Annotated in this window: 22 protein-coding genes; 13 read left to right on the top strand and 9 right to left on the bottom strand. The window is 68.8% G+C overall.

The features are described from left to right. Positions 1-36: 36 nt before the first annotated feature. From E0H92_RS25875 to E0H92_RS25865, 3 genes are read left to right on the top strand one after another with little or no spacing between them, the layout of a single operon-like run. Positions 37-555 (top strand): CGNR zinc finger domain-containing protein, encoded by a 519-nt coding sequence (locus E0H92_RS25875; protein WP_131459689.1) that lies wholly within the window; start codon positions 37-39, stop codon positions 553-555. A 53-nt stretch (positions 556-608) separates the two neighbouring features. After that, positions 609-1,136 carry a DinB family protein gene (locus E0H92_RS25870; protein WP_131497982.1) on the top strand — a complete coding sequence of 176 codons (528 nt, stop codon included), beginning with the start codon at positions 609-611 and terminating at the stop codon, positions 1,134-1,136. Then, positions 1,133-2,008, top strand: coding sequence for an alpha/beta hydrolase (locus E0H92_RS25865; protein ID WP_131459691.1), 876 nt, complete (start codon positions 1,133-1,135; stop codon positions 2,006-2,008). The genes E0H92_RS25870 and E0H92_RS25865 overlap by 4 nt, the downstream gene beginning before the upstream one ends. On the opposite strand, the gene E0H92_RS25860 is transcribed toward E0H92_RS25865, so the two are convergent. After that, positions 2,005-2,730 (bottom strand): hypothetical protein, encoded by a 726-nt coding sequence (locus E0H92_RS25860; protein ID WP_131459692.1) that lies wholly within the window; start codon positions 2,728-2,730, stop codon positions 2,005-2,007. The genes E0H92_RS25865 and E0H92_RS25860 overlap by 4 nt on opposite strands. A gap of 152 nt (positions 2,731-2,882) precedes the next feature. Here E0H92_RS25860 and E0H92_RS25855 point away from each other — a divergent pair, with 152 nt between their 5' ends. The 5 genes from E0H92_RS25855 to E0H92_RS25835 are packed head-to-tail and all read left to right on the top strand — an operon-like array spanning position 2,883 to position 7,504. Next, the gene (locus tag E0H92_RS25855) at positions 2,883-3,908 is read left to right on the top strand and encodes a LacI family DNA-binding transcriptional regulator (RefSeq protein WP_131497981.1); all 1,026 of its coding nucleotides are present in this window, start codon (positions 2,883-2,885) and stop codon (positions 3,906-3,908) included. Between the two features lie 40 nt (positions 3,909-3,948). Then, entirely contained in the window at positions 3,949-4,911 is a 963-nt protein-coding gene (locus E0H92_RS25850; protein WP_131497980.1) for a Gfo/Idh/MocA family protein, read from the top strand. 11 nt (positions 4,912-4,922) lie between these two features. Beyond that, positions 4,923-5,936 carry a Gfo/Idh/MocA family protein gene (locus E0H92_RS25845; RefSeq protein ID WP_131497979.1) on the top strand — a complete coding sequence of 338 codons (1,014 nt, stop codon included), beginning with the start codon at positions 4,923-4,925 and terminating at the stop codon, positions 5,934-5,936. 3 nt (positions 5,937-5,939) lie between these two features. After that, positions 5,940-6,791, top strand: coding sequence for a Gfo/Idh/MocA family protein (locus E0H92_RS25840; protein ID WP_131497978.1), 852 nt, complete (start codon positions 5,940-5,942; stop codon positions 6,789-6,791). A 2-nt stretch (positions 6,792-6,793) separates the two neighbouring features. Beyond that, on the top strand, positions 6,794-7,504 hold the full coding sequence (locus tag E0H92_RS25835; RefSeq protein WP_131497977.1) for a 2OG-Fe(II) oxygenase: 711 nt from the start codon (positions 6,794-6,796) through the stop codon (positions 7,502-7,504). A 4-nt stretch (positions 7,505-7,508) separates the two neighbouring features. Here E0H92_RS25835 and E0H92_RS25830 read toward each other — a convergent pair whose 3' ends face one another. After that, positions 7,509-8,192 carry an alpha/beta fold hydrolase gene (locus E0H92_RS25830; RefSeq protein ID WP_131497976.1) on the bottom strand — a complete coding sequence of 228 codons (684 nt, stop codon included), beginning with the start codon at positions 8,190-8,192 and terminating at the stop codon, positions 7,509-7,511. Positions 8,193-8,283: 91 nt separating this feature from the next. Further along, positions 8,284-8,916: an SGNH/GDSL hydrolase family protein gene (locus E0H92_RS25825; protein ID WP_131497975.1), complete on the bottom strand. Its 633-nt coding sequence runs from the start codon at positions 8,914-8,916 to the stop codon at positions 8,284-8,286. Between the two features lie 73 nt (positions 8,917-8,989). Between E0H92_RS25825 and E0H92_RS25820 the strand changes: the two genes are divergently transcribed. From E0H92_RS25820 to E0H92_RS25810, 3 genes are read left to right on the top strand one after another with little or no spacing between them, the layout of a single operon-like run. Next, on the top strand, positions 8,990-9,433 hold the full coding sequence (locus E0H92_RS25820) for a GNAT family N-acetyltransferase (protein ID WP_131497974.1): 444 nt from the start codon (positions 8,990-8,992) through the stop codon (positions 9,431-9,433). A 2-nt stretch (positions 9,434-9,435) separates the two neighbouring features. Beyond that, a complete protein-coding gene (locus tag E0H92_RS25815) occupies positions 9,436-10,305 on the top strand; it encodes an LLM class flavin-dependent oxidoreductase (RefSeq protein WP_131459701.1) in 870 nt (289 codons plus the stop codon). Positions 10,306-10,345: 40 nt separating this feature from the next. Next, positions 10,346-11,293, top strand: a complete 948-nt coding sequence (locus E0H92_RS25810) for a formylglycine-generating enzyme family protein (RefSeq protein ID WP_131497973.1) — start codon at positions 10,346-10,348, stop codon at positions 11,291-11,293. On the opposite strand, the gene E0H92_RS25805 is transcribed toward E0H92_RS25810, so the two are convergent. From E0H92_RS25805 to E0H92_RS25795, 3 genes are read right to left on the bottom strand one after another with little or no spacing between them, the layout of a single operon-like run. After that, complete coding sequence (locus E0H92_RS25805) at positions 11,283-12,512, bottom strand: MFS transporter (protein WP_131497972.1); 1,230 nt, start codon at positions 12,510-12,512, stop codon at positions 11,283-11,285. The genes E0H92_RS25810 and E0H92_RS25805 overlap by 11 nt on opposite strands. Then, positions 12,509-12,976, bottom strand: coding sequence for a MarR family winged helix-turn-helix transcriptional regulator (locus E0H92_RS44715; protein ID WP_131459704.1), 468 nt, complete (start codon positions 12,974-12,976; stop codon positions 12,509-12,511). The genes E0H92_RS25805 and E0H92_RS44715 overlap by 4 nt, the downstream gene beginning before the upstream one ends. A gap of 19 nt (positions 12,977-12,995) precedes the next feature. Further along, positions 12,996-14,192 carry an MFS transporter gene (locus tag E0H92_RS25795; protein ID WP_202873808.1) on the bottom strand — a complete coding sequence of 399 codons (1,197 nt, stop codon included), beginning with the start codon at positions 14,190-14,192 and terminating at the stop codon, positions 12,996-12,998. A gap of 118 nt (positions 14,193-14,310) precedes the next feature. Between E0H92_RS25795 and E0H92_RS25790 the strand changes: the two genes are divergently transcribed. Beyond that, entirely contained in the window at positions 14,311-14,877 is a 567-nt protein-coding gene (locus E0H92_RS25790) for a TetR/AcrR family transcriptional regulator (RefSeq protein WP_131497971.1), read from the top strand. Beyond that, entirely contained in the window at positions 14,874-15,383 is a 510-nt protein-coding gene (locus tag E0H92_RS25785) for an SRPBCC domain-containing protein (RefSeq protein ID WP_131497970.1), read from the top strand. The genes E0H92_RS25790 and E0H92_RS25785 overlap by 4 nt, the downstream gene beginning before the upstream one ends. Here the strand turns inward: E0H92_RS25785 and E0H92_RS25780 are convergent. Genes E0H92_RS25780 through E0H92_RS25770 form a run of 3 tightly spaced genes read right to left on the bottom strand, consistent with a single transcriptional unit; the run spans position 15,372 to position 19,134 of the window. Continuing rightward, positions 15,372-16,352, bottom strand: coding sequence for a PD40 domain-containing protein (locus tag E0H92_RS25780; protein ID WP_131497969.1), 981 nt, complete (start codon positions 16,350-16,352; stop codon positions 15,372-15,374). The genes E0H92_RS25785 and E0H92_RS25780 overlap by 12 nt on opposite strands. Beyond that, positions 16,349-17,548 (bottom strand): MFS transporter, encoded by a 1,200-nt coding sequence (locus E0H92_RS25775; protein ID WP_131459710.1) that lies wholly within the window; start codon positions 17,546-17,548, stop codon positions 16,349-16,351. The genes E0H92_RS25780 and E0H92_RS25775 overlap by 4 nt, the downstream gene beginning before the upstream one ends. Beyond that, positions 17,548-19,134 (bottom strand): discoidin domain-containing protein, encoded by a 1,587-nt coding sequence (locus tag E0H92_RS25770; RefSeq protein ID WP_131459711.1) that lies wholly within the window; start codon positions 19,132-19,134, stop codon positions 17,548-17,550. The genes E0H92_RS25775 and E0H92_RS25770 overlap by 1 nt, the downstream gene beginning before the upstream one ends. Positions 19,135-19,232: the final 98 nt, after the last annotated feature.

Raw genomic sequence — 19,232 nt, 5'->3', positions numbered from 1 at the left:
CGGTTCAAGTGGTAACAGCGATGATAGACTACGCAGATGTTCACTTGGGTCGGCGGCCGACCGTCGGTCGACTTCACCGCGACGCTCGGCAAGCGGCAGCAGGCGCCGTTCGAGCGGATCCCGGAACCTGCGGATCTCGGTCGATGGTTCCGCGAAGCGGGCCTCGTTCAGGAGGAACCGGGGGTTCCGGGGCGTGCGTATCGGCAGGCTGTCGAGTTGCGCGAGGCGATGTACCGGCTCTTCACCGGGACGACGGACTCCGCTGACCTCGAGGTGGTCAATCGGTGGAGCAGCCGTCCATTGGCCGGGCCTCGGCTGACCTCTGAGCTTCGCGCGGAGAGTGCGGCGGTTGATGTGCTCGGTCTGCTCAGTGGTTTGGCTCGGGACGCGGTCGACCTGCTCACCGGTCCGCTCGGCGATCGGATCCGGACGTGCGCTGCGGACGATTGCTCGCTGCTGTACGTCGACGCGAGTCGCGCCGGGCGGCGGCGCTGGTGCTCGATGAACACGTGTGGAGCGCGGGCGAAGATGGCGACGTACCGCGCCGTCGATTGAGAGGTTCGCGCAATCGGCCGGGGCCGCGGCATCCGGGCTGGTTGATTGTCGGCATGCGTACACCGACTACAACACCGGCGCAGGCCGCCGGGATGATCCGCCGGGACCAGGACCTGTTGCTGAGCCGGATCGAGGGACTGAGCGAGGACGAACTGCGGGCGCCGTACGAGGTGACCGCCGGACCGCTCGGGGACTTCTGCGACTCGTTGCACGACCTGGTCGCGCACGTGCTGATGTGGGACGAGATCACCCTCGCCGTACTGCGGGACGCCCGGGCGGGGCGCCTGCACTGGAGTCTCGATCCGCGCTGGGAGACCGCCGGCATCGGGCGCGCGCTCAACCTCGGCGGCGTCGAGGCGGGCCGGCGGATCCCGTCCGAACTGGTGCTGCACCGGTTCCGCTCCGTCGGCGACGCCCTCGTCGACGAGATCGCGCGGTACGACGAGGAGACCTGGGCGGACCCGTCGACGGGCGCCGGGTTCGACGGCGGGATCGGGGCGCTCGCGGAGTACGTCGCGACGACGCCCGACGGGATCCTGTTCGCGCACGCGGCGCGCCATCTGCAGCCGGTGAGCGCATGACGCCCGAGCTCGTCGACAGCCCGGAGTACGGCCCGGAGACCGACGCGCTGCTGAAGGTGCTAGCCGATCAGCCCGGCTACCCCGGCCTCGATCCGTACCAGGCGTTGCTGCTGGACCGGGAGGATCTGCCGGATCCGGTGCTGGCGGGCGAGCGTGATCCGCGGCCGGAGATCGAGGACATCGTGATCGAGCTGCCGGGGCGGTCGCTCGACGCGCGGATCTATCGCATGTCGTCAGCGCCTCGACCGGTTCTGCTCTGGCTGCACGGCGGTTCGTTCATCGGCGGGCATCTGCGGGACATCGAGTACGCGACCTCCGGGATCGCCGCCGGCGGCAACGTCACTGTCGTCTCGCTGAACTATCGGCTCGCGCCGGAGAACCCTTATCCAGCAGGGCTTCTGGACGTCCGCGACACGCTGCGATGGATCCGCGAGCATCTCGGTGGGGAGATCGCGGTGGGTGGGCAGAGTGCGGGCGCGGCGCTGGCGGCCGGGGCGTGTCTGCTCGCTCGGGACGACGGCGGCCCTCTCCCCGACCGTCAGGTTCTTTGCTATCCGACATTGGATCTGCACCCGGACGCCGAGTGGCACGAGTGGTACTTCCCCGCGGACGACGTACCGGCAACCGCCGTACCGCTGCGGGCCGACTCGCTCGCGGGACTTCCGCCGACGCTGATGCTGGCGGCCGGGCGGGACTCGTTGCGTGATGACGCGCTCGCGTACGCGGGCCGCCTGGAGCAGGACGGCGTACCGACCCGACTGGTCGAGTACGAGGACACGATGCACGCGTTCCTGAACTTTCCGGGCGCGCTGTCCGCCGGGCGTCACGCGGTCGAACTCATCGCGGCGGACCTGCGTACAGCGTTTTCCTAATGATCGGCGCGGTGCGTGAAGAAACGGGCCGGGTTGCCGGCGGCGCGCGGGTTCGACGCCAGCCAGACGGCGAACGAGTCGGGGTGGCGGCGTTCGAGTTCGTCGAGGTAGGCACGGCGTACGTCGGCCATCGCCTGTCTCCGATCGGGACCGGTCACGCGCTCGAGCTGGCTGAAACTGCGTCGCCAGGCGAGGCACAGCTCCTCGTCGCTCAGCTCACTTAGGCTCCGCACCACGGCGACCAGGTACTTCGGCATCGGCCAGTCCGCTTCCGGGTCGTCGTCGGCGTGCACGGCGTTCAGCCGGCGGTTCGATGCCTTGGGCAACCTGATCGGCCGTCGCGGCAGTGTCCGCGCCGGCCGGTCGGCGCGGCCGGACCGTAGCCAGCCGACAACCGGCGGAGACACGCCGACCACCAGCAGGAGCAGAGTCACGGTACGGGCGCCGATCGCGGCGGCGTACCCGCAGATCGAAAGCACGCACAGTCCGCCGAGCACTGCGCCGCGGGGAACCATGTTGAGCAGGTCCGAGTTCGGCAGGTCGCGCCCGAGTCCCGCGCTGAGGCAGATGGCTCCGGCGGTGAAGGCGGCGACCAGGAAGACCGCCAGGTTCGACGCCGGTGACACGAACACCAGCGCAGTGACGACACCCAGAATGGCCAGCAGTCCCACGGCTGCTCGCCAGATCCGCAGATACCGCAGCTCGACGTCCACCATGCTCACCTAGTGCCCATCGCCCGGTCCCACAACCGGGGTCGACCGGCGCCCCTGACATCAGTGTCACTCGCTCCGCCGCCACAAAGAAGACAGTGTGACGACCTGGACATTGCCCGCCACGGGTGTGCAACCGGTTGCACGAGCCTTATGGTGTGCGCATGGCATCACGTGCCGGCCGGGCGCCGGGGGTCACCATCGGCGACGTCGCGGCCGCCGCCCAGGTTTCGCGGGCGACGGTGTCGCGCGCCTTCACCCGGCCGCAGCTGCTCAGCCAGGAGACCGTCGAGCGCGTGCGCACGGTCGCGGCCCGGCTCGGGTACGTCGGCAACCAGGCGGCGCGGGCGCTGTCGACGGGACGGTTCGGCAACATCGCGGTCGTCGTACCGGACATCGCCAACCCGTTCTTCCCGCCGCTGGTGCGGAGCCTCCAACTCGCCGCGGAGGCCGCCGACCTCGCGGTGTTCCTCGGGGACTCCGACGAGTCCGCGGAGCGGGAGGCCAAGCTGATCGCCCGGCTGGCGGCGCAGGTCGAGGGGTTCGTACTCGCCTCGCCGCGACTGTCCGAGGCGTTGATCCGGGAGCTGGCCGCGACCCGGCCCGTCGTCCTGGTCAACCGTGATCTGGACGGGATTCCGCGGGTGCTGATCGACTCGTCGGGCGGGATGACCGAGGCGGTGCTGCTGCTGAAGAAGCTCGGTCACCAGCGGCTCGTGTACCTGGCCGGGCCGCGCGACTCGTGGTCGGACCAGCAGCGGCGGGAGACGCTGACGCAGACCTCCGCCAAGGCGGGACTGACGGTGGAGATCGTCGAGGTCGGACGGCCGACGTACGCGGCCGGGCGGGATTCGGTGTCGGCCGTGGTCCGATCGGGAGCGACCGCGGCGATCGCGTTCGACGACGTGGTGTCTCAGGGCGTGCTGGCCGGGCTCGAGGTGCGCGGCATCTCGGTGCCGACGGACTTCAGTCTCGTCGGCTGCGACGACACCCTCGCCGCGCTCACCACGCCTGCCCTGACCAGCGTCTCGGCGGGTGCCGCGCCGGCCGGTACGGCGGCCGCGAAACTGCTGGTCAACCTGCTGGAGGCGACCGAACCTCACACCGAGCCGAGCACCGAGTGCGTCACGATCGCGACCCACCTGGTGACCCGGGCGACGACCGCGGCGGCGCCGAAGTCGACGCCCTGATGCGTTGACGTGCAACCGGTTGCATGCTGGAATCACGATCATGACGCGCATCGCCATCGCCGGCGCCGCCCATCCGCACGTGGCCTATGCGACCGCGGAGGTCGATCAGGTCGCCGAGTACGAGCTGGTCGCGGTCGCGGACCCGTCCCGCGACACCGCCGAGCGCTGGGCTGCGCCGTACGACGCCAAGGTGTTCACCGATCACCAGCAGATGCTGCGCGAGGTCGAGCCCGACGTCGCCATGGTTGCCGGGATCTACGGCGACCGCGGACAGGTGGTGGTCGACGCGCTGAACGCCGGCTGCCACGTGATCGCCGACAAACCGCTGTGCACGACGCTCGAGGACCTCGACGCGATCACCGAGGCCGCGGACCGCACCGGCCGGCATGTGACCCTTCTGCTGGAGAAGCGGTACTACCCCGTCACGCTCGCCGCCCTGGGCATCGCGGAGCAACTCGGCACGATCCACGGCGTGACGTCGTCCGGCCCGCACAAACTCAACCGGCCGACGCGTCCCGACTGGTTCTTCGAGCGCGCGCGGTACGGCGGGCTCCTGAACGACCTCGCTGTGCACGACATCGACGCCGCGCTGCTCTTCACCGGACTGACCAGCGGGACCGTCAGCGGCGCCGTGGTTGAGGGGTCGTACGGCGTCGCGACGCTGAGCGGACCCGGTGCGGTCATCACCGCGGGCGTTGACTGGATGAACCCGGCCGGCTCACCCGTCCACGGCGACTACCGGATGAAGCTCGTCGGCACAGATGGCACCGCCGAACTGCTCTGGGCGCGCAACCGCCTCGTTCTCACCACGACCGACCTGGCGCCGCACGACGTACCGCTGCCGGCCGGTCATCGCCCGGCCGAGCTCGTCCTGCAGGCGCTTGCTGCGGGCAACGAACCGGACATCACCACCGCGCGCGGCCTGCTGGCCACGCGGCTCGCACTCCTCGCGCAACGGTCCGCCGAGAACGGCGGCGTACCCATCTCCTGGACGACCGACTGAAGAGAGGTCCTATGCGTTTCGCCCTCATCGGTGCCGGCACGATCGGCGCCGTGCACGCCCGCCTCATCGAAGCCCTCGGCGACGAGGCCGTGCTGGCCTGTGTTGTCGACCAGAACCTCGAACGCGCCGGCGAATTGGTCGCGCAGTACGGCGGCCGGGCCTTCGCGACACCGGCCGAGGCGTACGCGGCGGAGGAGGTCGACGCCGTCGGGATCTGCCTGCCGAGCGCACTGCACGCCGACGTCGCCATCGAGGCGCTGCGGGCCGGTAAGCACGTGATCGTCGAGAAGCCGGTCGACATCACGTTGGCCGCCGCCGACCGGTTGATCGCTGCGCAGCGCGAGACCGGGCTGACCGTTTCGGTGATCAGCCAGCGCCGCTTCCAGCCGCCGGTCGCGCAGATCCGGGCCGCGATCGACACCGGTGCCCTCGGACGCGTGACGTCCGGGATCGCCGAGTCGGCGTTCTTCCGCCCGCAGTCGTACTACGACGGCGACGACTGGCGCGGCACCCTCGCGATCGACGGCGGCGGCGCGCTGATGAACCAGGGCATCCACGCGCTCGACCTGCTGGTCTGGATGCTCGGTCGCCCGGTCCAGGTGAGCGCGCAGACCGGGCGGCTCGCGCACGAAGGTATCGAGGTCGAGGACCTCGCCGGGGCCTCGATCGTGTTCGAGAGCGGGGCGATCGGACTGATGCTCGCCAGTACGGCGGCGTACCCGGGCCGTCCGGTGCGGCTGACGATCCACGGCGATCAAGGGACGGCGGTCCTCGACGACGATCAGCTCGCGTACTTCGCCGCGGCGGACGCTTCGGCACCCGAGGTACCTGCGCTGGCAGGGCCGGACGGGTGGGGGCCGGTGGAGCTCGCTCATCTCGCGCAGTACCGCGACTTCATCGCCGCTGTCCACGAAGGCCGTCCGCCGGCGGTGACGCTGGAGGCCGGGCGGCGATCGTTGGCGACGGTGCTCGCTGTGTACGAGTCTGCCCGTTCGGGGCAACCGGTCGAACTGAAAGAGGACTGACCCATGCCATTGCGCGTCGCGCTCGTCGGCACCGAGAACAGTCACGCCGACCACATCGTCGAGCATCTGAACGTCGATCCCGTCGCTGATACCGCGCGCATCGTCGCGCTGGTCGGAGCGGACGACGACCGCAACCGGAAACTCGCCGCGGCCGGTGGGATTACCCAGATCGTGCCGACGTCGGGCGAGTTGCTCGGCAGCGTCGACGCGCTGATCGCCACCAATCGGGACGGCGCGTTGCACCGCGAGCACGCCGTACCGTTTCTGGAAGCCGGGCTCCCGGTGTGGGTGGACAAGCCGTTGGCCGCGAGTACGGCGGATGCGCGGGCGATCCTGGACGCGTCACGGCGGGGTGGTGCGCCAGTGACGTCGTACTCCGCTGTGCGCTGGGTCGCGGACGCGGATGTGCTCGCCGCGGCGTCGGTCGGTGAGCTGCAGGCGGTGACGGTGACGGGGCCTGCTGATCCGGACAGTGAGTACAGCGGGATCTTCTTCTATGGGATCCACGCGGCCGATCTGGCGCAGCGGTTGGCCCCTGGCGAGCCGGGGCCGGTGACGGCCGAGCGTGTCGGGTCCACCGTCGTCGTGCGGTACCTGTGCGGTGGGGTGCTGGTCACGTTGCAGTTGGTGAAGCCGACGGATGACGGGCGGGTGCCGTTTCACGCCGAGCTCGTTGGGCGCACTGGGCTGGTGAGCCGCGACGTACAGCTCGATTCGGAGTACGTCGTACCTGGGCTGAAGGTGTTCCTCGACATGCTCGAGACCGGTGAGCGGCCCCTCGACGACGCGACGATGCTCGCCCCGATCACGGTGCTGGAACAGACTCACACGAAGGTGCGCCAGACCGTTCCATAGGTATGAACAAGTACGAGCGACGTGTGGCCGGAGCGGACTGGGATGCGGTGGCGGCTTCGGTTGATGATCTGGGTTGTGCGCTGCTGCCTCAGCTGCTGACGCCGGCTGAGGCGGCGCGGATCGCCGGCCTGTACGACGACGTACAGCGGTTTCGGGCGACGATCGACATGGCGCGGCATCGGTTCGGTGAGGGGCAGTACCGGTACTTCGATCGGCCGTTCCCGGAGGCTGTGGAGGCGTTGCGGCAGGCGCTGTATCCGCGGCTGCTGCCGATCGCGCGGGAGTGGTACTCGCGGCTCGGGCGGGAGGCGGAGTGGCCGGACACGCTCGACGAATGGCTGGACATGTGTCACCGGGCCGGGCAGGCGCGGCCTACGCCGATCCTGCTGCGGTACGGCGCGGGCGACTGGAACGCCTTGCACCGCGATCTCTACGGCGACAAGGTGTTCCCGCTGCAGGTCGTGATCAATCTGAACGACCCTGGCGTCGATCACACCGGCGGCGAATTCCTTCTGGTCGAGCAGCGACCGCGGGCACAATCGCGGGGTACGTCGACTTCTATCCCGCAGGGGCATGGGTTGGTGTTCACGACGCGGGATCGGCCGGTCAAGTCAGCGCGTGGCTGGTCGGCGGCGCCGGTGCGGCATGGCGTGTCCGCGATCCGCTCGGGGCAGCGCCATACCCTCGGGCTGGTTTTCCACGACGCAAAGTAGAAGATCACCGCTCCGTAGCGGCTTCGCCGAGGAGTAGTGCGGCGACCGCCTCCGGAGCTTCGTTCATTGCGTCGTGGCGGGTCGGGAGGTCGTGAACCTGCCATTCGGGATCGGCCTGCAGACGGGCGCGGAGTGGAGCGAACGGCGTCTGGTCTTCCCAGCCGGAGCAGTAGACGAACTCGCGCCGAGGGACCTGGGCAGCCGCACCTGTGAGCCGGATCGTCTGCACGAAAGCAGCCAGAGGATGCGGACGCCGGCGAGGATCCTTGGTGCCTGGCGGCTGGACCGAGTAGCCGGTGCTCGCCGCGCCGGCCTCGAACACCCCCCGGAAGTAGTCGTTCGTTGCCGACCAGCACGACTCTCCGTCCTGCGGTACGTACGCGTCGAGATGCACCAGCCGCGAGATCCGGCCGGCAGCACGATCGGCGACGGCAGAGATCACCATCCCGCCGTAGCTGTGGCCGACCAGCGTCACGCCGGTGAGGTGCGCTCGATCGAGGTGCCGCAGTACGTCGTCGGCGTGCGTATCGAGGTTTGCCGTAGCAACGGTCGCGATGTCGTCCTGCGGCCGCAGACCGGTCAGTGTCAGCGCATGCACGCTGTGCCCAGCAGCCTCCAGCAACGGAATCACCGCCTCGTACGCCCACGCCCCCTTCCAGCCACCCGGCACCAGCACAAACGTCGCCATAGGTTTCTCCTGCCTCGATGACCCTGAAGTACGAGCCAGTCTTGCCGGGTCAACCCATGGCTCACCACCGTTAGAAAGCCAACCAATACCCTTACGCCGCCATGTCGGTGCAGATGTCCCAGGCAGACTGGCGCAGGAAGGCGGCGGTGTCCGGGTCAAGACCTTTGACCGGTACGTCGATACCGACGGGGTCCTCGTTCAGCAGGGCGATGAGGAACACGCAGGCCGCGAGGTAGCTGCCGGCGAGCGCCGGGTGGCTGTTGTCGGTGTCGTGCAGCGCGGGTTCGTCGTACTGGCTGAGGAAGCGTTCCCAGACCATCCCGACCGGTACGAGCGTCGCGCCGAGCTCCACCGCGGCACCGCCGTACGCCTGGGTCAGCGCCTGCTGAGTCTCCGGCGCGGTCCGGCGCGCCCAGGTCAGGTAGAACGCGGTACTCGCGCCGGCCGCGGTGATCGCCTCGGCGAAGTCACGGGCGCTCTCCCGAAACCGGTCCGGACTCTTGATCGGCAACGTGCTCTGCTCCTGCAGTACGACAGTGTCGAATCCACCGCCGGCAATCTCGTCGAGCGCCTTGCCCGCGTTGAAATGCTGCCGCAGCGACGCACCGCCGGCCGAGATCAGCTTGTGCTCGACCTCGATCCCACGCGCCCCTGCCAACCCCTTGACCAGCCCAGGCAGGTTGTTCCGCGAGGTGAAGCTGTTACCCACGAAGAGAATCCGCACGACATGGACGCTACTACTTCCCTGGGATCGAATCCGTTTGACCGCTGGCCGCGCCCGGCTGTTGGGTGGCGGGATGAGTGAGCTGCGGATCGTGCCGGTCGAGGACGACCAGACGCTGCTGGACTGGCAGCTGGTGCACAACGAAATCATCCCGACGGCGGCGCTGTCGGTCGAGGAGATCCGCGAGCGGGTCACACGGAACGTGCTCGAGGTGGCGTACGACGGTGACGTGCTCGTCGGCTGTTCCACGGTCCGGCCACCGGCAGAGGAGGAGACCTCGGCCGCGGTGGTGATCGCTCGCGTGCTCCCGGCGTACCGGCGTCGCGGATTCGGTACGGCGATCTACGAGCACTGCTTGCGGCGCGCGCGGGAGCTCGGTGACGGGATCGAGACGCACATCCTCAGCAGCAACGAGGACGGCGTACGGTTCGCGAAGGCGCACGGCTTCGTCGAGGTGGAGACCTACCTGCTGCCGGGCGACACGATTCCGTTCATCGAACTACGGCTGGGTGAGTGACGATGCGTTTCTCGATCAACATCCCGAACTTCGGCGACTTCGCCGACGCCCACACGGTCGTGCGGGTCGCGAAGGCCGCCGAGGACGCCGGCTGGGACGGCCTGTTCTTCTGGGATCACGTGGTGCACAGCAAGGACCGGCGCCGCGGCCAGCCGTTCGGCGACCCGTGGATGTTGATGACGGCCGCCGCGCTGGCGACGTCGCGGATCAAGCTCGGTCCGCTGGTGACGCCGATCGCCCGGCGGCGGCCCGAGCAGCTCGCGCGGCAGGTCGCCACGCTCGACGGCCTGAGCGGCGGCCGGGTGATCTTCGGCGCCGGGCTCGGTGGGCCGATCGACGACGAGTTCGGCAGTTTCGGTGACGAGACCGACCCGAAGGTGCTCGCCGCGAAGCTGGACGAGGGCCTCGAGCTGCTGACGGCGTACTGGTCCGGTGAGCGGGTGCACCACGCCGGCGAGCACTACCGCGTCGATGACGTCGAGTTGCTGCCGGCAACGGTCCAGCGACCGCGGCCGCCGGTCTGGATCGCCGGCTACTGGCCGCGGAAGGCCCCGATGCGCCGGGCCGCGCGCTGGGACGGCGCCGTACCGCTGTTCAAGACCGCGAACCACGGCGAGGCCCCGCCGGTCGACGAGCTGCGTGATCTGGTCACGTTCATCAATGCGCAGCGCGAAGACGGAAGTACGCCGTACGACGTGATCGTCGGCGGCATCAGCCCGGCCGACCCGGCCCGCTCCCGTGCCCTCGTCGAACCACTCGCCGAAGCGGGTGCCACCTGGTGGGACGAACGCCAGCTCATCACCGGCACCGACTTCTACCGCCTGGACCCCGTCCTGCGCCGCATCGAGCAAGGACCGCCACGCCTCGGATAGGCCGGCTTCGGGCCGGAAGCGGCCAATTAAGCTGACGGGCATGAGCGACGAGCATCAGTCCTGCTGCGCGCCTGCCCGGACCGGAGTCCCGCTGGACTTGACGGTCCGGCCGGCCGTGCCTGCCGCCAGGCCCGGGGAGCACCGGATCGAGCAGGTCGTGCTCAGTGGCGGCTCGTTCGCGATGGGTAACAGCAACGGGGACGAGAACGCCGCCGACGGCGAGACGCCGGTGCATCAGGTCGAGCTCGCGCCGTTCAGCATCGACGCGACCAGCGTGACGAACGCCGACTTCGCCCGCTTCGCCGAGGCGACCGGTTACCGAACCGAGGCCGAGACCTTCGGGTACTCCGCGGTGTTCCATCTCGCCCTGGCCGCGGAACCGGACGACGTGATGGGACCCGCGTCCGGTACCCCGTGGTGGGTCGGTGTGCGCCATGCAGACTGGCGGCACCCCGGAGGCTCGCGGTCGGACCTCGACGGGCTCGACGACCATCCCGTCGTCCATGTGAGCTGGCACGACGCGGTCGCGTACAGCAAGTGGGCGGGGAGACGGCTGCCGACCGAGGCCGAGTGGGAGTACGCCGCCCGCGGAGGTCTCGAAGGCGCGCGGTACCCGTGGGGCAATGATCTGATCGACGGCGAGTGGCGCTGCAACATCTGGCAGGGCGAGTTCCCGCGGACGAACACCGAGGAGGACGGCTACCTCACCACTGCCCCGGTCCGCACCTTCCAGCCGAACGGGTACGGACTGTGGCAGATGGTCGGCAACGTCTGGGAGTGGTGCGGGGACTGGTTCGGCCCGCGCTACTACAAGTTCTCCCCCGCCGAGAACCCGCCCGGCCCGTCCCTCGGCGCGGCCCGGGTGATGCGCGGCGGCTCGTACCTCTGCCACGACTCGTACTGCAACCGCTACCGCAACGCCGCCCGCTCGTCGAACACGCCGGAGTCGTCGATGGGCAACGCCGGCTTCCGCACCGTCAGTCTGTAACCGCCTTGACCTTTTCGGCCGCCCGCAACCCAGGCGTCGTGCCGGCGACCGCAGCAACGGCGGCGACGCACAGCAGCGCACCCGAGGCGAGCGATGCGACCGGCGACGTCAACTGTGCGACGACGCCACCGCGGAGGTTGCCGAGATCGGGACCGGCCTGACCGACGATCTGCTCCGCAGCACTGACCCGGCCGAGCAGCTCGGGCGGGGTGTGCAGCTGGACGATCGTGCTGCGGGAGACGACCGCGACGGTATCCGCGGCGCCGGCGAACGCGAGGCACACCAGCGCCAGCCAGGCGGCCGGCGAGAACGCGAACAGCAGCAGCGCGATCCCCCACCCGGCCGAACCGCACAGCATCACCAGCCCGTGCCGCGGCAACCGGGTGAACGACCCGGAGAACAACGACGCGGCGACCCCGCCGACAGCGATCGCGGTCAGGAACAACCCGAGTGTCCGCGGATTGTTCCCGAACCGCTCGGCGTTGATCACCGGGAACAAGCTGATCGGCATCGACAGCACGGTCGCGGCCAGATCAGTGATCAACGCGCCACGGATCACCGGCGTAGCGACGACGAACGTCAACCCGTCCCAGACCCCGCGCAGCCCCGGTTTCGCAACCCCGTCGATCTTCATCCGCGGCAGCCCGAGTACGCCGTACAGCGCGGCGAGGAAACTGAGCGCGTCGACGAGGTAGCAGACGCCGACGCCCCAGGTGCCGACGATCACGCCACCGAGCGCCGGTCCGAGCAGCATCGCGCCCTGGAAGCCGATCCGGTTGAGCGCGATCCCAGCGGCCAGCTGATCACGCGACAGCAACTGCGGCAGCACGGTCCGCGCCACCGGTCCGGCGGTCGCGCCGAAGGCCGACTGTACGGCGACCAGCGCCAGGAGGACCCCCACCGGGACCCGGCCGGTCACGAGCTGGCTGGCCATCACCGTTGCGGTCAGCAACTGCCCGATCGTGGTGATCAGGTAGATCTTGCGCCGTTCGAGCCGGTCGACGAGCGTGCCCGCGAACAGGCCGAGCACGATCAGCGGCAGTGCTTGGGCCAGGCCGACCGCGCCGGTCCAGGCCGGGCTCGCGGTCTGGTCCCAGACCTGGAACATCACCGCGACGAAGGTCAGCTGACCGCCGAACCCCGACAGCACCTGCCCGATCCACAATCGCCGGTACGTCAGGACCTTCAACGGCCCGAGGTCGATGAAGGCGCGCTTCACCGCAGCTTCTCCGCGATCCGGTCGTGGAAGCTCTTGCGAGCGAGTGCTTCCTCGACGTCGCGGACGACCTGAGACATCGGGTACGGCAGTTCGGCCTCGAGTTCGGCGATCGCGGCCTCGGTCGCCCGCCATTCGGCGGCGAGCAGTTCGACGAGTTTCTTGGACTTGGCGGTGAGCGTGACCTGCTTGCTCCGCGCGTCCGCACCCGGCACGGTCCGGACCAGGCCGGCCGCGCGCATCGCGGCCACCTTCTGGCTGAGCGCCGAGTGCGTCCGTCCGATCGCGTCGGCCAGCTCGGTGATCGTCATCGGCCCCTTGAGGTGCAGCTGGAGCAGCTCCCGCACCCAGGTCGGCTTCAGCCCTTTGACGTCCCGATCGGTGTAGATCTGCCCGATCTCGGCGTCCAGCCGCGCCAGCAACTCGTGCAACGGCCGCCACAAACTCTGCTCGGTGGGATCCTCCATCCGCCGATCATAACAGCACTTATATAAGTGCTGTTACATCTGCCGGACGGTCAGCTGCGGTGCGGCGCGAAATGGTTGAGATCCAGGCGGCGGCGAGACCGGCGGCGAGGAGGCTGATCGCGGCGACGGTCGCGAAGCCGTAGCGGGTGTCGGAGTGGCCGGTGACGACCGAGGCGATCAGCATCACGACGATCGTCGCGGCGAGACCGTACCCGTTGGCCAGCCCGAACGCGTGCCCGACCCTCGACTCGTCCACCGAGGTCATCAGCAACGAACGTGTTGCGATCCGCGCCTGCCCGAACAGGAAGGCGCCCAGCGGTACGAGCATCATCAGGACCGGGAGGCCGAACAGCGGCTGCAGCGCGAACAACGCCGTACAGACAAGGAATCCGCCGACCGCGAGCTTCAGGTCGCCGAGGCGTGCCGCGGATCGGCGGTAGACGGCCGCGGCGAGCAGGAAGCCCGCTCCGCCCAGTGCGTCGACCACACCGAGGACCGCCGGACCGCGATGCCACTCTCCGATCAACAGCACCGGAAGCAAGGCGTTGAAGACCGTCACGACTACGAGCCCCTGCCCGAAAAGCAAGGCCAGCGGGATCACTCTCGCGGCGGTGGGTCGCGCGGCGTGGGTCGTTTCCTGCGGCAACTCGACGACGCGGCTCCTCGTTCCGACCGCGAACACCAGTACGGCGGAGAGCGCGAACGTGAGCGCATTGAAGGTGAAGAGCGGCTTCGGACCGAAATACTGGAGCGCGATGCCACCGACGGCGGCGGACAGGAGCATGCCGCACTGGAGAGCGATCTCGTAGTGCGCGTTGAAGCGGCGAAGTTGCGCGGTGGGGACTCGTTCGCGGATCAGTGCGGCACTGGCCGGCGTGAACTGGGCAGCGATGACGGCGAGAGCGAAGTTGGTCGCGTACACGAGCGGCTGATGGGACACGCCCAGCGCCAGGCCGACCGGAAGTGCGAGGGCAGCCGCCGCGCTCACCAGGTCGCAAATGATCCACAGGCGGCGCCGGTCGAAGCGGTCCGCGAGGCGACCGAAGTACGGCGACAGGACGGCCTGCGGTACGGCGACGGCGATGAAGAGCCAGCCGACGTCGAGCATCGAGCCCTGCGCGCGAACCAGCAGCAGCGCGGCACCGAGGAGCTGGATGTTGTTGCCGAGGGACGTGATGAAGGCTGCGGGCAGCAGCAGTCGGGGTCGTGAGGTCACTCGGGCAACAGTGACACCGAACCCTGACAATCCATGGCAGCGTTTATTTCCGCTACTCCAGTTGCGGAAATAGTGCTACGGTTCTTTTCGATACCGCAGTAGCGAAAAGAGGCAGGCGATGGTGGGACGAGGACGGCCGCGGGACGCCGGCGTCGAAGGGCGCGTGCTGGAGGCCGCGATGGCCGAGATGCGCGCCCGGGGGTACGACGGGTTGTCGGTCGACCGGGTCGCGGAACGGGCCGGGGTCGCGAAGACCACGATCTACCGCCGCTGGCCGAGCAAGGCCGAGCTGGTGATCGCGATGATCACCGGCCTGCGCGGCGGCGTACCGTTCGATCCGGGCACCGACCCGCGGAGCGACCTCGTCGCACTCGTCACCGGGATCGCCGCGACCCTGCAGGCGATCCCGACCACGCTGGTCGCCGACCTCACCGCCGCGGCGGCCCGCGAGCCGCGCGTCGGCGAGAGCGTTCGCGCACTCTGGGCCGAACGGCACGCCGCCGTCACCGCGGTGATCGCACAAGCACAGACCGATGGGCTCCTGCCCGATCACGCCGATCCGCGGGTCGTCGTCGACCAGCTCGTCGGGCCCCTGTACTACCGGCTCCTGATCACCGGTGAGCCGATCGATCCCGCCTACGTGAGGGCGCTGGTGCACAGCACTCTCGGACCGGAGCAGTCATGAAGAAGTTCCTCGTTGCCCTCGGCACCGTTCTCGTCGTGGTCGCCGGCTGGACGATCTACACGGTCGCCCGCCCGTTCGTCCTGCACACCGAGCTCGACATCGACGCCTCCCCCGAGCAGGTCTGGAAGGTCCTCACGGACCGCGAGGCCTACCCGGAGTGGAACCCGTTCATCATCTCGTCGACCGGCGAGCTGACCGTCGGCGGCACCATCACGAACGTGCTCCGCGACACCAAGGGCAGCGAAACCAAGTTCACCCCGAAGCTCCTCGCCGTCACGCCGAACGTCGAACTCCGCTGGATCGGCAAGGTCCCGCCCGGCGCCCTCTTCGACGGCGAGCACTCCTTCCGGCTGACGGCCCTGCCGGACGGCCGCACCCGCCTCGTCCAGGAGGAGAAGTTCAGCGGCGCCGCCGTCCCGTTCACCCGATCCATGCTCAACAAGACGATCAAGCCCCAGTTCGAAGCCATGAACCAAGCCCTGGCCGCCCGCGCGCTAGCCAAATGACGGGCTGGTGGCCTGGGGGACGCGGAGTTTCGCAGGCGTGGTCAAGCCGACGGACCAGAGGTCGAGGGTGTTGCTCGAGTTCCTGAGCGGGTAGAGGAGGGTGTTGTTGCCCTGCCAGACCGGTTGGTCGTCCACCGGGCGGGAGTCGGGCGGATGGCTGACTTGACGAGTGGCCAGGTCCAGGACGGCGAGACGCCAGACTCCGGTGGAAACCTTTTGTTTATAGGCGATTCGGCGACCGTCAGGTGAGAGTGACGGGCATTCGACGTTCTTCGCGATCGCAGTCCCGCGGTACGCGCGGTAGTCGGCCTCGATCAGGTACGTCGTCCCCTTGCTCGCCATCGTCACGTAGAAACGGTTGCCGTCGGCAGCGAACGTGATCCCCCAGTAGTTCACGTCCGAGGCGAAGTACCGCTTCCCGTCGACGAACACCGCGAGCTCCTCGATCGTCTTCACCAGCCGCCCGGTGCCCACCTCGTACAGCCCGGTGCGGGTCGAGAAGCCGGTGGCGGCGTACGAGTCGCCGGTGACGAACAGCGTCCAGTTCACGAACCGCCCGTCCGGCGACACCCGGGCGCGGCTCGGCGTACCGGGGAGCGTCTTGCGGTGGCGTTCGCGGAGCTTCGCGTCCAGGACGATCATCTCCGTCATCGCCGGGAGCGAGCCGGCCTTCAACCGCAGGCAGATCGCCGTACCGTGCGCCGCGGCGAACCGGTCGCAGTGCAGCTCCCCCACGCGCCGGGCAGCGCCTGGATCGGCCACTGGTACGGCGGCCAGCTTGCCGGAGTCCGGTCCTTCGGCGAGGTTGCGGAAGAACAGCGTCCGACCGTCGAACCGCATCGGCTGCCCCGTGACAACCGGTACGGCGTTCTCGGTCGCGTCGTCCTCGCGTGCGTGCGCGACGTACGTGATCGCGCCGCCGAGGAGTGCGAGAACCCCGAGCGCGGAGCAGAAGAGCTTGGGCGTCATCGGCGTACCTCCAAGGGTTTGAAGACGGCGGCGGCGATCGTGACCGCGAGCAGAGCGAGGGTGAACGCGAGGAGCGCCGGGCGGAGGTCCCAGAGGGTCCACAGCAGACCGACAGTGACGGCCGCGGCCATGCGGGCGAGCGCCTGGCCGGTCTGCAGTACGGCGAGACCGGTCGCGCGGAGGTCTTCGGGCAGGAGCGGGCCGACGGCGGCTGGGAGTACGCCGTCGGTGGCTGCGTAGAAGACACCGTGGAGCGCGAGGACCAGCCACCAGGCGCCGACCGGACCGCAGACAACCAGGAGCGCGACGACGAGCGCGAGATGCCCACCGATGAACACCTTCCAACGGCCGACCCGATCACCGAGCCGACCGAGCGGGATGGCGAGCAGCAGAAACGTGCCCGCAGTCCCCAACGGCAGCAGCGGAAACAGGCTCGTGCTGATATCCCAGCGGCGCTGTACGGCGAGGTAGACGAACGAGTCCGTGATGGTGAACAACCCCAAGCCCGCCGCCCAAACACAACACCTCCGAAACCCCGAATCCTTCAACAACCCCACCGCTGACGCTCGTACGACGAGGGTCGAGGAGGGGGTGTGGTTCTGGACGACGGTGGTGAGGAGGATGACGCCGCAGGCGGCCAGGGCGAAGCTGGTGACGAAGACTGAGTTGTAGTCGTTGAGGCTGGCCCACAGGACCAGCGTGGCTACCAGTGGGCCGAGGAAGGCGCCGATCGTGTCCAGTGCTCGATGGACACCGAACGAGCGCCCCATCGTGGCCGGATCACTGCTCAACGAGATGAGAGCGTCACGCGGCGCCGTCCGAATCCCCTTGCCGGCGCGATCGATCGCGAGCACCGCGCCGATCGCCGGCACCGTCGAACCGGCGGCCAGGAACCCCAGCTTCGAGATCGCCGAGAGCGCGTAGCCGACCCCGGCGACGGTCTTCAACCGTCGCCAGCGGTCGGCCACGTGTCCGCCGACCAGCCGCAGTACGGCGGTCGCTCCGGCGTACAGGCCGTCGAGCAGACCGAACTGCAGCGGGTTCAGCCCGAGCCCGAACACGAGGTACAGCGGCAGCACAGCGGTCACCATCTCGGCCGAGACATCGGTCACCAGGCTGACGATGCCGAGAGCAACAACGTTCCCGGGCACCCGTCGCAGCAAGGTCCGCGGCGGGCCGACGGATGCGAGGTACATCAGTGGCAGCTGTACGTCGGGCTGCTGTCCAGGACCTTGCCGTCCAGCCCGATCAGCTGTGTGGCGAAGGTGTTGTCGGTCATCGACAGCTTCAGTACGCCGAAGTCCGAGATGATCTTCGCGGTCGCCGGATGCGCGGCGTGCACCGGGTACAGCGGCGCCCCGCCCATCCCGCCGATGATCTGGACCGGGCCGTTCGCGTCCTTGTCACCGTCGGCGTTCTGCGGCACGAAGCGCTCGTAGTGGTGGTCGTGCCCGTTCAGCACCAGGTCGGTCTTCGCCGACACCAGCGTCTGCCAGAGCGAGTCGGCGTCCGGGTTGTCCCCGTGGTCGCCGGAGCTGAACCGCGGGTGGTGGTAGTACGCCGCGATACAGCCCTTGGTGTTGTTCGCGAGGTCCTGCTTCAACCAGGTGAGCTGGGCCGGCTCACGGAGCCCTTCTTCCTGCACGAAGTCGTTCGAGTCGAGTGCGACGAAGTGCCAGTTGCCCTGATTCCAGCTGTAGTAGTTCTTGCCCTGCGGCGTCGCGATTGCACCGAAGTAGTCGTGGTACCCCTTGTACGGCGTGTCGTCGTACGTCTCGTGGTTGCCCGGGATCGGGTGGGTGATGCTCTTGAACTTCCCCCACGTCTTCGCGTAGTAGTTCTGGAAGTCCGACAGGTGCGCGTCGTCGTACTGGTTGTCGCCCATCGTGATCACCGCGGTCGGATTCATCGCCTGGACCAGCTGGGCGGTCTTCGGATGGATGCAGTCCGGGTCGGACGCCGTACAGCGGTCCGCGATGTCACCGGCCGCCGCGAGGACGAACCCGCCGGTCCCGCCGGTCGGCGTCGTCACGGTGATCGGCTGGCTCGCAGCGGACACGTTCCCGGCCAGGTCGCGGGCTCGCACCGAGTACTGGTACGCCGTGTTCGCGGTCAGGCCGGTGTCGTTGTACGTCGTACCCGCCGTCGTAGCGACCACAGTGCCGCCACGCAGTACGTCGTACCCGCTGACGCCGATGTTGTCGGTCGAGGCGGTCCAGCTGAGCGCGACCGAGGTGGCGGTGGTGCCGGTGCTCTTCAGACCGGCCGGAACCGTCGGCGCCTGGGTGTCGCCGCTCGAGTCGGTCGTACCGTAGACCTGCAGCTCCCACAACGAGTAGCCGTACGACGTGCCGCGCTGCGTACCGACGACCCGGACGTACCGCCCATGACCCTGCAGGCCGGTCAGGTCATCGGTCGCACCGTTGCCGTCCGCAACCGTTTTGACCGTACTGAAGGTGGTGCCGTCGTCGGAGACCTCGATCCGGTACACCTTCGCGTACGCGGCTTCCCAGTTCAGTTTGACCCGCCCGACGGCGGCCGGCTGGCCGAGGTCGACGCGGATCCACTGCGGATCGGACCCCTCGGCGCTGGCCCAGCGGGTCGACGTACTGCCGTCGACCGCCTTACCTGCCGTCAGGGTGTCGTCCTCGATGCTCGAGGCAATCACCGGTTTGCCCTGCGACAGCAGGGTGTCGGCGCTCATCCGGGCGTTGGCGGCGGAACCGCCGAGCGCGGCGAGCAGGCCGGCGGGGAGCACCAGCGCGAGCAGGCGCAGTTTCATGAGATACCTCCGGGGGCGCGGAGCCAGAATTGTTAGGAAGGTTACCTAACGGTTAATGGTAGGTAAAGGCCTCAATTTCGTTACATGCATTGAATGCA

The organism is Kribbella speibonae (genome assembly GCF_004331375.1).
Lineage (GTDB): Bacteria > Actinomycetota > Actinomycetes > Propionibacteriales > Kribbellaceae > Kribbella > Kribbella sindirgiensis.
The sequence above is the reverse complement of the archived record's forward strand: the minus strand, read 5'-3'. Positions and strand labels throughout refer to the sequence as shown.

What these genes read in the sequence shown, in the direction of transcription:
- E0H92_RS25875 (WP_131459689.1), top strand. Translation starts at nt 37, where the DNA reads ATGTTCACTTGGGTCGGCGGCCGACCGTCGGTCGACTTCACCGCGACG.
- E0H92_RS25870 (WP_131497982.1), top strand. Translation starts at nt 609, where the DNA reads ATGCGTACACCGACTACAACACCGGCGCAGGCCGCCGGGATGATCCGC.
- E0H92_RS25865 (WP_131459691.1), top strand. Translation starts at nt 1,133, where the DNA reads ATGACGCCCGAGCTCGTCGACAGCCCGGAGTACGGCCCGGAGACCGAC.
- E0H92_RS25855 (WP_131497981.1), top strand. Translation starts at nt 2,883, where the DNA reads ATGGCATCACGTGCCGGCCGGGCGCCGGGGGTCACCATCGGCGACGTC.
- E0H92_RS25850 (WP_131497980.1), top strand. Translation starts at nt 3,949, where the DNA reads ATGACGCGCATCGCCATCGCCGGCGCCGCCCATCCGCACGTGGCCTAT.
- E0H92_RS25845 (WP_131497979.1), top strand. Translation starts at nt 4,923, where the DNA reads ATGCGTTTCGCCCTCATCGGTGCCGGCACGATCGGCGCCGTGCACGCC.
- E0H92_RS25840 (WP_131497978.1), top strand. Translation starts at nt 5,940, where the DNA reads ATGCCATTGCGCGTCGCGCTCGTCGGCACCGAGAACAGTCACGCCGAC.
- E0H92_RS25835 (WP_131497977.1), top strand. Translation starts at nt 6,794, where the DNA reads ATGAACAAGTACGAGCGACGTGTGGCCGGAGCGGACTGGGATGCGGTG.
- E0H92_RS25830 (WP_131497976.1), bottom strand. Translation starts at nt 8,192, where the DNA reads ATGGCGACGTTTGTGCTGGTGCCGGGTGGCTGGAAGGGGGCGTGGGCG.
- E0H92_RS25820 (WP_131497974.1), top strand. Translation starts at nt 8,990, where the DNA reads ATGAGTGAGCTGCGGATCGTGCCGGTCGAGGACGACCAGACGCTGCTG.
- E0H92_RS25815 (WP_131459701.1), top strand. Translation starts at nt 9,436, where the DNA reads ATGCGTTTCTCGATCAACATCCCGAACTTCGGCGACTTCGCCGACGCC.
- E0H92_RS25810 (WP_131497973.1), top strand. Translation starts at nt 10,346, where the DNA reads ATGAGCGACGAGCATCAGTCCTGCTGCGCGCCTGCCCGGACCGGAGTC.
- E0H92_RS44715 (WP_131459704.1), bottom strand. Translation starts at nt 12,976, where the DNA reads ATGGAGGATCCCACCGAGCAGAGTTTGTGGCGGCCGTTGCACGAGTTG.
- E0H92_RS25790 (WP_131497971.1), top strand. Translation starts at nt 14,311, where the DNA reads ATGGTGGGACGAGGACGGCCGCGGGACGCCGGCGTCGAAGGGCGCGTG.
- E0H92_RS25785 (WP_131497970.1), top strand. Translation starts at nt 14,874, where the DNA reads ATGAAGAAGTTCCTCGTTGCCCTCGGCACCGTTCTCGTCGTGGTCGCC.
- E0H92_RS25780 (WP_131497969.1), bottom strand. Translation starts at nt 16,352, where the DNA reads ATGACGCCCAAGCTCTTCTGCTCCGCGCTCGGGGTTCTCGCACTCCTC.
- E0H92_RS25775 (WP_131459710.1), bottom strand. Translation starts at nt 17,548, where the DNA reads ATGTACCTCGCATCCGTCGGCCCGCCGCGGACCTTGCTGCGACGGGTG.
- E0H92_RS25770 (WP_131459711.1), bottom strand. Translation starts at nt 19,134, where the DNA reads ATGAAACTGCGCCTGCTCGCGCTGGTGCTCCCCGCCGGCCTGCTCGCC.